The sequence below is a fragment of the Paenibacillus sp. GYB006 genome, from assembly GCF_036577645.1.
In the GTDB taxonomy this organism is placed as follows: domain Bacteria; phylum Bacillota; class Bacilli; order Paenibacillales; family Paenibacillaceae; genus Paenibacillus.
Map to the genome: position 1 here is coordinate 1 of NZ_JARBDA010000030.1, position 11,505 is coordinate 11,505.

Below are 11,505 nucleotides of genomic sequence, written 5' to 3' on the forward strand. Positions count from 1 at the left end.
CTCGACTGTTAATCGAGTTGTCACAGGTTCGAGTCCTGTTCGGGGAGCCAGCGGCCCGTTGGTCAAGGGGTTAAGACACCTCCCTTTCACGGAGGTAACAGGGGTTCGAATCCCCTACGGGTCACTTAATATGGAGATTTAGCTCAGCTGGGAGAGCATCTGCCTTACAAGCAGAGGGTCGGGGGTTCGATCCCCTCAATCTCCACCATATAAATATCGCGGGATGGAGCAGCTCTGTAGCATGCCTAGCTCATAATCCGAAGGTCGCAGATTCAAATCCTGCCGCAACTAGAGTACCTGGAACTGTGGTGTAGAGGCCTAACATGCCTGCCTGTCACGCAGGAGATCGCGGGTTCGAATCCCGTCAGTTCCGCCATTTTTATTCTAAAGTAAGGCTCGGTAGCTCAGTCGGTAGAGCAGAGGACTGAAAATCCTCGTGTCGGCGGTTCGATTCCGTCCCGAGCCACCACTTATAAGTTAGCCGGTGTAGCTCAACTGGTAGAGCAACTGACTTGTAATCAGTAGGTTGGGGGTTCAAGTCCTCTCGCCGGCACCATTTCTATATGGAGGATTAGCGAAGTGGCCAAACGCATCAGACTGTAAATCTGCTCCCTTACGGGTTCGGTGGTTCGAATCCATCATCCTCCATCAGATTTGTTTTATAGAATTTTGTTATGGCGGTCGTGGCGAAGGGGTTAACGCACCGGATTGTGGCTCCGGCATTCGTGGGTTCAAGTCCCATCGATCGCCCCATTTTTAAACCTTATCACTATTGGGGATTAGCCAAGCGGTAAGGCAACGGACTTTGACTCCGTCATGCATAGGTTCGAATCCTATATCCCCAGCCATTTTAGTAAGAGCCATTAGCTCAGTTGGTAGAGCACCTGACTTTTAATCAGGGTGTCGAAGGTTCGAGTCCTTCATGGCTCACCATTATTATGCGCGTGTGGCGGAATTGGCAGACGCACTAGACTTAGGATCTAGCGTCTTTGACGTGGGGGTTCGAGTCCCTTCACGCGCATCCTTTTATTGCGGACGTGGCTCAGCGGGTTCGCTTCCCGTAGTCCGCTCCATCATTCGGCGCCATAGCCAAGTGGTAAGGCATAGCTCTGCAAAAGCTTGATCCCCAGTTCAAATCTGGGTGGCGCCTTCATCTATTTTAAGCGGGAGTGGCGGAATCGGCAGACGCACAGGACTTAAAATCCTGCGATAGGTGACTATCGTACCAGTTCAAGTCTGGTCTTCCGCATTTTTAGCCTGCGCCCTTAGCTCAGCTGGATAGAGCGTTTGACTACGAATCAAAAGGTCAGGAGTTCGAATCTCTTAGGGCGCGCCATTTTAATTAAATCAGCCGGTGTGGCAGAATTGGCAGACGCGCGCGACTCAAATTCGTGAGGGAAATCGTGGGGGGTTGATTCCACAACGGCCGGCATCATATATTACGGGATGTAGCTCAGCTTGGTAGAGCACCTGGTTTGGGACCAGGGGGTCACATGTCAAATCGTGTCATCCCGATTGTTATATGCGGGTGTAGTTCAATGGTAGAACTTCAGCCTTTGTGCTGGATCAAGCTGGACAACTTATTCTTGCTAAGTAAAATAAAAGAAGATCCATTCACTTTTAAAATGTCCTTTACAAAGGGTACATTTTATTTGGCGAATGGATCTCTTTTTTTAAAGAAGCGGGTGATGGGAATCGAACCCACGCTATCAGCTTGGTATCAGATAATATAACTATTCGGAATAAGGCTAACTAATTGAGATACTGAGGAAACTAGTCTAGTTAGCAAATGATCCCGGCTCGTTACGAGAAAACGTTAATTTAATAAGAACATACAAGCAGCCGCTCACACGACCGGTTGCATTTTCTTTAAGCTATTCGGCAGTTTACATGAACTTAGAATGTTAATATATGAATTAGTTTTCATTATTTTCAGGTCTTGTAGATGCTATATTGTAAGCTAGGTAACACGGAAGTAAGCATTCCTGCTAATAGAAAAGTAAACATAGTTTCAACTTTCATATGTTGACAAATGAGTGTTTGTAAGCGAGGACCGAAGTCCTCCTTTTTTTATTATGGCTTTAGCCAGTTGAGTGCGTGAAACGCGCGAAACAAAAAACCACCCGCTATGCGGGTGGAACAATCAAAGGTTTGACCACTAAGACCATTCCGATAGAATTGAGATGTTCAGGCTCAAAGAAAGGAATGGTCTTAGATGGCAAACAAGAGCTACAGCCTAGCTCACACAAAGTGGATGTGCAAATACCACATTGTATTCACCCCGAAGTATAGACGGAAAGAGATCTATAATCAAGTAAGAAAAGATCTAATTGAAATATTCAAACGTTTATGTAAGTACAAAGGAGTAGAAATCATAGAAGGTCACATGATGCCAGACCATGTGCACATGTTGGTAGCAATCCCACCCAAAATTGCAGTCTCATCATTCATGGGATATCTAAAAGGTAAAAGTTCTCTAATGATCTTTGAGAAACATGCCCAACTAAAATACAAATACGGGAATCGAAAATTCTGGGCAGAAGGATATTATGTAAGTACGGTGGGCTTAAATGAAGCGACGGTACGAAAATACATTCGAGAACAAGAAGCACATGACCAAGCAGTGGATAAACTGAGTGTAAAAGAGTACGAAGATCCATTCATCGGTAACAGAACAAAAAAGAAATAACCAGTTTAACTGGTAAGTGAAAGTGACAAATAACACTGAGCCTGAACAGATTTATGGTCAGGCTAGCGTCTTTAGGCGCAGTTTGGCGACAACGGGTTATACCCCAAGTACAAACCACCCGTTTTACGGGTGGTCCTGATTATTACTATACTTACCAGAGAACAAGTAGTGACTATTCGAGTTGTCCTTTTTTGGCTGTAGCTGGAGCGTGGTACTTCTGCGGCCATAATACAATAGGGATATCACCAGGACTTTCCATACGACATGGTGCACATGGCACTAAAAAGACTTTAAAGATGATTTTCTCATCTAAGGGGTTATTTATTTCTATTTACGTAAACGTATTCGTTTACGTATGTACAAATGAAACATATTAATAGTTATTGGTGAAGCTAGAACTAATACATAGTACTAAAGAGATGAAGCAACAAAAAAAGTAGCCTGGTTTATTTAAAGTATCCATTCAAAATAGTGTAGCTTGAGTTATACAGATCCGTCTAAAGTGCCTGATATATTTAGAATAAAAATTTTCAGAAGTTAAATTATTATAAAAAAACATTGACTGTAGAAATTAAAAATAAGGAGATAATTGAAGGTGTTGAATTAATTAATGACAAAAGAGTTTAAGGATTTCGTAAATTAATTCAGATCTTATTAAAATTATACTTGTTAACAAGTATAATTTGCCTTTATTTTTTACTTATTAGGAAGTTTACCATCAATTAACATATAAATAAAAAAGAAGCTACAGTTTAGCTTCTTTTTTATTTATATTGATTGCTAAAATACTAATAATATTAACTTTATTTAATTATTACTATTGATTATTACATTAATATTAGTTTATTATTAACTTTGCCTGTTTTTTCTAAGGTCTAAAATTGTATTGGAGGGAATTATATGAAATTAAAAGGTAGGAAGTGGGGAATTAGCATTGGTGCTATCCTCGTAATTGCTTCTATTGGTATTGGAGTACTAATAATGGGGGCATCAAGCGGAGCTGAAGAGGACAATCTAGAAATGGGAATTAATGTTACTACTTTAGATCATTTTAAAGATAAACCAATAATGAGTGGAAATGATGCGTTTTATTCGCAGTATGCATCTAAATCACTATTAAGCACTCTCAACTCAACAAGTCGTGAGACGGCAATTGAATCAGATCAAATTAAAGTTAATATTGAAATGGATGAAGACAATAAAGAGGAATTTAATAGTAAGCTAACGTTTATTCCGGCAGAGATATCGGGAATGCTTCATCTAGACAAGGACTATAATTTTGAGGCTAACGGAAAACTTGACGAAGTTATATTTGATGGTAGAACTGTTTATGTAGGATCCATGTTTGTAGACATCGACGGTGGCATTGGTGAAGGAGCACTGTCTATTAGATATGAACCTGAAAATGAAAAGATCGACCTCTCTATTACTCTCGGTGAGATGGATACAAATAGTAATGTTTTGTTGCCTTATGGAGAAGCATTTTTAACTTGGGATGAACTTACTAAAATAGACGAAATAAGAGCAGGTAAATAAGGAGTGAAATCATGAAAAAAATTAAAAAAATTAAAAAAATTACTCTATCTTTGTTATCTATGACAATTATTTTTGGCTTCACTAATGTTTCAAGTACTCAAGCCGCAGAAAAATATTATTATAAAGGTGCAGCATACAGTCCTGTAATGGAAATACAAGGAAGTGGGAAGCCTATAGACACTGGAAAATCTAGTATTGTATTATCAGTCGCAACAACGTATGATCAGCGCTCTACTGGTAAAGAAAGAATAAGAGTCTGGACAAGAGAAGAAGTTGTACGTAATTATTACGACGCCAACGCAACGACCCTCAACTATGTTAGAGTTAGATTCGGAAGCCCTGACAATATAACACTATTGGTGGATGAAACACAAATACTCCCAAAAGAATCTGTTGGTTGGAGAGATATTCCTGCCTTGGACTGGTTATTCTCTACAAATGTTTGGTTAAATGCTGCTTATCAAACATCAAAAGCTTTATCTGGTTCCATGAAAGCCCAAATTACACATAAAATCACAGATAATAATAAGGAAGCTAGTATAACTTTTTCAAACGGACTGCTCTCTGGACCTAAATCAGAACTGCCAGGAAGTATAAGTTACAAAGACGGAGATAAATATTATAACGGTATATTAAACACTCAAACTGGCGTAACAACTAAGAATGCGACTGCTTCTGGTCTAGGAACTTATTTTGGTTATAAGTACATACTGGGATCTGGGCAAACTGGTAAATTGACAGCAGCAGCTGATGCACTTTATGATATGAAAGATGCGGATGAATACGGTCATGGTTTGGTTTACTCTGTTAAAACGGGGAAAGCGAGTCTAACACATACAATAGGTGGTAGTTAATTTTGCTGAAAAAAATATTTGTTTATCTGCTAGTAGGAATAAGTTTATTATCCTTGATTTTTTCCATTTTAACAAAAAATCAAAAAGATCGCATTGACACTGAGATACAGCTAGCGTCTGAGGATTACTACTTAAAGATTATTGAGAATGCCAAGATAATAAAACAAGAAGTCGAGAATCTTAATAATAACGAGAGTAATAGTTATTATTATATTGAATCACAAATAATAAATATTAAGGATTACTATGAATTCTTCCGCTTACTTCATCATTTTTCTGATAATATGAAAGAAGATAGTTTTATCAAACGTGATGAGGCAATTACTCAATTGTGGAATCTTCTGAATATGAATGAAATAGGGACAGATGATTTTATTCATAATATATCAAATGAGTTGAGTAAGGAAGTCGAAAATTTAGAAAAATTAAATGCAAGTATCAAAAGCTAGAGTGATACGCTCCCATCATAGTAGACAGTAGAAAAAACAAAACTTCTACCTCTATCATGATGGGAGTTTTTGTAATGTCTAAAAGAAGCCCAATTCCATATGAAATTAAGATTCAGGTTGTAAGACGTTGCCTGCAGCATGAATCCAATCCCAACTACGAGGCAAAACAACTGGGGATCCATAAAAGCACGGTTACCGAATGGATAAGAAAATATCAAGCAGGTGGAGTGGAAGGTTTAAAAAAATCGAAAGGTTGGAAAGCTTACTCCAAAGAGTTACGACTGGCGGCGATACAAGATGCACTTTCTGGTGAACACTCTGTACGATCAGTGGTGAAAAAGTACTATATTTCGAGTAAATCTGTGTTAGAGAGCTGGATTTCCAAGTATACTGAAGGGGCGAAAATGAAACCAACTCCGAAAAGGATGGGATCCCCTCATATGAATAAAGGACGGAAAACGACTTACGAAGAACGTATTGAAATTGCACAATAAACTGTACCCTACAGAATAGACACTTTGAAAAAAGTCTATCCTGTGGGGTACTTTTGTTTATAATAAGAAAAAACATCAGAGCGAATAAAGATGACCAAACGATTATTTACGGAAAAAGAACAAGCCCAACTAAAGCGTAATCCTCATGTCCGATCTGTTAGCAACAAAGCGATCACGTATACAGATGAGTTTAAACGACTCTTTATTAATGAAAATAAGAATGGAAAGTTACCCAGAACTATTTTTGAAGAAGCTGGCTTAGACGCTGAAATAATCGGCATAAACCGCATCCATTCTGCAGGAAAACGTTGGCGTGTGGCTTATCGTGAACACGGAGATAAAGGACTGCAGGATACAAGAAAAACAAACTCTGGTCGCCCCTTAGGGTGAGAATTAAGTTTAGAAGAAAAGATTTTACGACTAGAAGCAAAAAATCGACTATTACAGGCTGAGAATGAACTTTTAAAAAAGCTCGATCTACTCGAAAGGGAGATGTTGAAGAAGAAATCAAACTCGTAACAAAACAGAAGTATGAATTAATTCGTCAGACCATTGAAAAATATCAGCTAAGTCGCTTGGTACACTATTTGTGTAAAACGATCGGTGTATCTCGTTCTGGCTACTATAATTATTTCCACGAAAAGTCAGTACGAAAGCTTAGAGTACGCAATAAAGCAGATGAAAAAGTAAGAGATATCATTTTAAGAGCTTATCATTTCCGTCGAAGAAAGAAAGGTGCTCGTCAAATTTATCATATCATTTACAACTTAAAACGAATTCGTCGCATCATGAAGAAATTCAATATATTTTGTCCGATCCGAAAAGCGAATCCTTATCGTCGGATGGCGAAAGCGACGCACGAACATCGTACATGTCCAAACCTCTTGCAGCGCCAGTTTAAACAAGGTGTTGCAGGCAAGGTATTATTAACGGACATCACTTACTTATCCTACGCCCACGGTAAACGTGCGTATTTGTCGACGATAAAAGATGCCGAAACGAATGAGATTTTAGCCTATGAAGTATCTGATAAGATCACTCTAGATATTGCTTTAAATACGCTACGCCAATTAAAACGCAATCATTCGCACTTTGTGAAAGATGCATTTATTCATTCAGATCAAGGATTCCACTACACAAATCCCCAGTTTCAAAAGTTGGTAAAGAAAATGAAATTAGGACAATCTATGTCACGCCGGGGAAACTGTTGGGATAATGCACCACAAGAATCTTTCTTTGGACATTTAAAAGATGAGATCGATTTAAAGACCTGTGAGACCTTACACGATGTGAAACGTGAAGTGAGAAGTTATATGCTCTATTACAATCATTATCGTGGACAGTGGAACCTAAAGAAGATGCCGCCTGCAAAATACAGACAGCATCTCCTTCAAGTGGCTTAGCTTTTTTTAAAGTGTCCTTTACAAAGGGTACAGTTTACAAAGTGAATGGATCTTATTTTATTTTACTTAGCAAGAATAAGTTGTCCAGCTTCATCCAGCACTTGGTACACTGACTCCGAGTGAGTAGTGATATTAGATAATATAACTGATCGGAATAAGGCTAACTAATTGAGATACTGAGGAAACTAGTCTAGTTAGCAAATGATCCCGGCTCGTTACGAGAAAACGTTAATTTAATCAGAACATACCATACAAGCAGCCGCTCATACGACCGGTTGCTTTTTCTTTAAGCTATTCGGCAGGCTAGTTCAATAACCTGTGTTTTTATATGTATAAAAATGTATAATATAGTTTGAAAAGGGGAGATGGAGCTATGTCGCAATCACTAATTTTTGATATGGATGGAACATTATTTCAAACAGAAAAAAATATTAGAGACATCACTCGAAGATGCTTTTGATCGTCTAAGGTCACTAAATGAATGGGATAGAGCAACGCCTATTGAAAAATACCGTGAAATTATGGGAGTGCCTTTACCAAAAGTTTGGGAAGCATTATTACCCAATCATTCTGATGAAGTAAGAAAAGAGACGGATGCTTACTTTCTGGAAGTGTTAATAAAGAATATACGATTTGGGAAAGGTGCTTTATATCCAAACGTAAAGGAAATTTTCACTCATTTAAAAGAAAATAATTGTTCAATTTACATAGCAAGTAATGGTTTAAAAGAATATCTAAATGCAATTGTGAGTCATTATAACTTGGATAATTGGGTTACTGAGACCTTTAGTATTCAACAAATTGAATCTTTGAACAAGTCGGACTTAGTCAGAAGTATTATCGTAAAATATGGGATTACTAATGCAGCAGTAGTGGGAGACCGCCTATCAGATATAAATGCAGCAAAAGACAACGGTTTGGTTGCCATAGGATGTAATTTTGATTTTGCACAAAGCGATGAACTTACTCAGGCTGACATCGTTATAAACGATTTGATTGAGCTGAAGACACTATTACTACAGTAGATAAGAAAAAATATGACGTTAGTATTTAGAAGGTCAACAATGAAGATTGAACCACTACACTTATAAAAGTTCGATCAACTAACGAAGAAATTTAGTTCAAATATGGTAACATAAGGATATATTTTTGAGGTTAGGTGTGAGGTACCCATGAAAGATCAAAGGGAAACGAACTTGGGCATAATTCAAGTCTCATATATTTTTGGAATAATTGCATTCTTATCAATGTTTTTATTTACTGTACTTAGCATTACATTTTCAATATTATCATTAATTTTAAGTTTTATAGCAATAGGGTTTAACGCAAGACGGGTGATAATATGGATGATAAAATTACTTGATTTATTGCAGGGGCGACGTTTGCAGTCACTTTGATGAAAGTGATGGCGAAAATCCTTAAAGACGCAAAAAAGAAGTAATCCACCCCAACTCTGACAAGTTGATGGATTACTTCTGCTGTAGCAGGGCTTGATACAACTGACTGTATACCCGCCCTTGCCTTATTATTTTGCTTTATTATACAGAAGATGCGAGGTGCAATCAATTGGAGCTGGATATGATGAATGTGATGGATACCATCGCGAATAACCTGCAGCGCCTATGAATCTCTCATGGACTTTTGAGTCGAAATTCTGATAAAATGTACATGAAGACGTTGGTGGAAAAAATTGTAAGCAAACGATACCAGATGACGACAATATAAAAAAGACATACGACAAGGGGCTAGCTTATCGTATGTCCTAACGTTACTTCAGGACTTATTAGATAATGTATCTTGTTTTATAAACGCCTTTAATCTCCATAGGAGGGAATAGGCTCGCCACTGTCTGTTCTTCAAATAAATAAATATTTTGCCATGTACCTCCATTTACCTGAGCATAGACTTCAAAGCTAGGATATCCATCGTGCATACCTTCGAGTTCGATTTTCCCTTGTTTATTGGCATAAACATAGAACTTATAGTTTACCGCTGGGGCAACACCAATTAACGGATCGGCAACGGCTCCTTCACAAAGGACTCTGATCCAATCACTATTTTCTCCGAGAAGATGAGAAGCATCGAGCTTGGCTGTTATGCCAGATACGCTAGCTTGGCCAGTTGAATAGGTAACTTTTCCGGTGTTTCTGTTTGTAAGTCTTTCAGTAGTTATCCCTGTTTTAGCATATTTGTTCCAATCGCCTGAGTTGTTATCGAATTTGAAATTAATTTGTTGAACCGTACGGTATGAAGCATTTTCCATGTCTTTAGAGAACGTTCGATTGTCACCTTTGAAATCTACTTTGTAAGCAGGACTTGGGGGATCAAAAGGTGAGTTTACCCAAGCTTCTGAAATAAATGAGATAATACGAACAGCAAATGAAATAGCCATGTAAGGCACCTCCGTGTTTTTTCCTGCTATGAGCAGGATTAGTATATGAAGTCACTCTACTAACGAGCTCTTCATATATAGGGGAGTTTTATAATGGCTTTTAACAACCAGAGAGGGTGGTTTTTTTGAAAAAGTTATCTATTTTTTTTATGGCAATATGTTTTGTTTTCGTTGCGGCAGGTTGCAGTAAGGCGAATGGAAAGTTTGAATTTCTAATTCCAGAAGATTACGTTGGATGGGCTTATATCATATACGATCAATCAGAGTATCCAGAGATTAAGAAGGAGAACGGAGTAACTACCTTCCGAATTGGAGAGGATGGCATCCTTAAAACATCTAACAAAGATGCTTTTTATGGTACTTCTACTGACAGATACTTTTATGTAGACGAAGAAGGAAATAAGGTAAAGGAACTTGACCAAATAGAGGATATTCATAATAAGGGCGCAGGAAAGATGGACGGAGGAGGCGGAGTCAAGAACGGTGTAGAATATACTATCGAAGCTCTTCCTGTTGTCGAGTCCTTTTTTGTAGGGGACAAGAGTTTGATGAAGAACTACAAAGAAGTTTATCCAGAAGACGAAATGGAACAAACAAAGTAAACAACATTATTAACTAAAGCAAGAGCAGCGCGATATGTACGCTGCTCTTTTTTAATTAACAATGTTATAAATAAAAGCAAAGGATTTCAATTTTCAGACCATTTTATACATACTTGAAATTTACCAACTGTTAAAATATGTTTTTTTGTGATAAAATAAGAACATACGACCAGACCTTTACTATTATCAAGAACAAGCAACTCAAAGTTTTTTTAACGCTGCTTTAGGGAAATTCGTTCAAACTTTCTCAAATGGATACGGAACATACCTTACTTATAAAGTTTCCGGGAAAGTACCTTATATGTCTAAACTTATGGATAAAGCGAGAAATCAAAAACCTTTTCCATATACGAACTGGTCACTCACTGCAGGTTCTTGGATGGTTTCAAATCAAGTACCACTCTGGGGGGATGTTATTAACGCTCCAGTACCTCCAGCGGGAACAAAAGAAGTTATTGTTTATCTAAGCAAGACAGGAAAAGATAATACATGGCACTATCGTACACGGTTCACAATCAGTCCTTCCGGAAGTGTAACTTATAAAACATGGACTGTAGGTATCTAATTATACAAACGGGATATCAAAGCATAATTGGCAGCGGAGGGGTTAATTTGGCAGAGCTTGATATTCAGGATTTCTTATATGTTAAAAGCTACAGTATCATCGGTATACTTTTTATTATGCTTGTAGCGAATACCTTTATTCTTACTAGTAAGAATAAAGGTATTCCAGTTGCAAAGATTCTTATTAGCACTCTCGGAACGACTGCTTTTGTGTTTATTATTAATGCTATTATCGTAATCATTCGAAATTAAGTTCCTCTTGTTCTCATATTCGTTTCGTAATGTTTTTAAAAAGACAAAACCTAGAATAGACATCATGAAAAAACATTCTATACTGCTATCTGGAGCCCTTATTAAAAAGAATTAATCCACATCTAAAGATGATTCCTGTACAGTACGAGGCCACTGAAAAAGTTGCGCTTTTAAATTAGTAATTGTTTCTCAAAACAAAATAGATCACTTCCTGTTTAGTTTTTGAATAGGAAGTGATCTATTTCTTTTATATTGACTTACTTCTCTGCT

9 protein-coding genes, 14 tRNA genes and 2 pseudogenes are annotated in these 11,505 nt (G+C 37.8%); 24 read left to right on the top strand and 1 reads right to left on the bottom strand.

Going from position 1 to position 11,505, the window contains the following annotated elements; all coding sequences use genetic code 11:
• Positions 1 to 52 precede the first annotated feature (52 nt).
• From PV403_RS24340 to PV403_RS24440, 21 genes and pseudogenes are all read left to right on the top strand, one after another.
• Positions 53 to 124: transfer RNA gene (locus PV403_RS24340), tRNA-Glu, on the top strand.
• Between the two features lie 8 nt (positions 125 to 132).
• Positions 133 to 208: transfer RNA gene (locus PV403_RS24345), tRNA-Val, on the top strand.
• A gap of 91 nt (positions 209 to 299) precedes the next feature.
• Positions 300 to 376, top strand: a tRNA-Asp gene (locus tag PV403_RS24350).
• A 17-nt stretch (positions 377 to 393) separates the two neighbouring features.
• Positions 394 to 469: transfer RNA gene (locus PV403_RS24355), tRNA-Phe, on the top strand.
• An 11-nt stretch (positions 470 to 480) separates the two neighbouring features.
• Positions 481 to 556 (top strand) — tRNA-Thr (locus PV403_RS24360).
• A 9-nt stretch (positions 557 to 565) separates the two neighbouring features.
• Positions 566 to 648, top strand: a tRNA-Tyr gene (locus PV403_RS24365).
• A gap of 29 nt (positions 649 to 677) precedes the next feature.
• Positions 678 to 753 (top strand) — tRNA-His (locus PV403_RS24370).
• A gap of 20 nt (positions 754 to 773) precedes the next feature.
• Positions 774 to 848 (top strand) — tRNA-Gln (locus PV403_RS24375).
• A 9-nt stretch (positions 849 to 857) separates the two neighbouring features.
• Positions 858 to 933 (top strand) — tRNA-Lys (locus PV403_RS24380).
• 7 nt (positions 934 to 940) lie between these two features.
• A tRNA-Leu gene (locus PV403_RS24385) sits at positions 941 to 1,021 on the top strand.
• Between the two features lie 58 nt (positions 1,022 to 1,079).
• Positions 1,080 to 1,150: transfer RNA gene (locus tag PV403_RS24390), tRNA-Cys, on the top strand.
• A gap of 13 nt (positions 1,151 to 1,163) precedes the next feature.
• A tRNA-Leu gene (locus PV403_RS24395) sits at positions 1,164 to 1,249 on the top strand.
• A gap of 10 nt (positions 1,250 to 1,259) precedes the next feature.
• A tRNA-Arg gene (locus PV403_RS24400) sits at positions 1,260 to 1,336 on the top strand.
• Positions 1,337 to 1,442: 106 nt separating this feature from the next.
• Positions 1,443 to 1,515: transfer RNA gene (locus PV403_RS24405), tRNA-Pro, on the top strand.
• 700 nt (positions 1,516 to 2,215) lie between these two features.
• Positions 2,216 to 2,689, top strand: a complete 474-nt coding sequence (gene tnpA / locus PV403_RS24410) for an IS200/IS605 family transposase (RefSeq protein ID WP_332086236.1) — start codon at positions 2,216 to 2,218, stop codon at positions 2,687 to 2,689.
• A gap of 900 nt (positions 2,690 to 3,589) precedes the next feature.
• Positions 3,590 to 4,225, top strand: coding sequence for a hypothetical protein (locus PV403_RS24415; protein WP_332086237.1), 636 nt, complete (start codon positions 3,590 to 3,592; stop codon positions 4,223 to 4,225).
• Between the two features lie 11 nt (positions 4,226 to 4,236).
• Positions 4,237 to 5,079 carry a hypothetical protein gene (locus PV403_RS24420; RefSeq protein ID WP_332086238.1) on the top strand — a complete coding sequence of 281 codons (843 nt, stop codon included), beginning with the start codon at positions 4,237 to 4,239 and terminating at the stop codon, positions 5,077 to 5,079.
• 2 nt (positions 5,080 to 5,081) lie between these two features.
• Entirely contained in the window at positions 5,082 to 5,528 is a 447-nt protein-coding gene (locus tag PV403_RS24425) for a hypothetical protein (RefSeq protein WP_332086239.1), read from the top strand.
• A 74-nt stretch (positions 5,529 to 5,602) separates the two neighbouring features.
• Positions 5,603 to 6,022, top strand: coding sequence for a helix-turn-helix domain-containing protein (locus PV403_RS24430; protein ID WP_332086240.1), 420 nt, complete (start codon positions 5,603 to 5,605; stop codon positions 6,020 to 6,022).
• A gap of 90 nt (positions 6,023 to 6,112) precedes the next feature.
• A pseudogene (locus tag PV403_RS24435) lies at positions 6,113 to 7,425 on the top strand (IS3 family transposase).
• A 373-nt stretch (positions 7,426 to 7,798) separates the two neighbouring features.
• Positions 7,799 to 8,450: pseudogene (locus PV403_RS24440) on the top strand (HAD family hydrolase).
• 758 nt (positions 8,451 to 9,208) lie between these two features.
• Here PV403_RS24440 and PV403_RS24445 read toward each other — a convergent pair.
• On the bottom strand, positions 9,209 to 9,817 hold the full coding sequence (locus PV403_RS24445) for a DUF3238 domain-containing protein (RefSeq protein WP_213536205.1): 609 nt from the start codon (positions 9,815 to 9,817) through the stop codon (positions 9,209 to 9,211).
• A gap of 125 nt (positions 9,818 to 9,942) precedes the next feature.
• Here PV403_RS24445 and PV403_RS24450 point away from each other — a divergent pair, with 125 nt between their 5' ends.
• The 3 genes from PV403_RS24450 (at position 9,943) to PV403_RS24460 (ending at position 11,235) form a co-directional block, all read left to right on the top strand.
• The gene (locus tag PV403_RS24450; RefSeq protein WP_273230695.1) at positions 9,943 to 10,419 is read left to right on the top strand and encodes a DUF6843 domain-containing protein; all 477 of its coding nucleotides are present in this window, start codon (positions 9,943 to 9,945) and stop codon (positions 10,417 to 10,419) included.
• 301 nt (positions 10,420 to 10,720) lie between these two features.
• Positions 10,721 to 10,984, top strand: coding sequence for a hypothetical protein (locus tag PV403_RS24455; RefSeq protein ID WP_332086243.1), 264 nt, complete (start codon positions 10,721 to 10,723; stop codon positions 10,982 to 10,984).
• A 47-nt stretch (positions 10,985 to 11,031) separates the two neighbouring features.
• Positions 11,032 to 11,235 carry a hypothetical protein gene (locus tag PV403_RS24460; RefSeq protein WP_332086245.1) on the top strand — a complete coding sequence of 68 codons (204 nt, stop codon included), beginning with the start codon at positions 11,032 to 11,034 and terminating at the stop codon, positions 11,233 to 11,235.
• Positions 11,236 to 11,505: the final 270 nt, after the last annotated feature.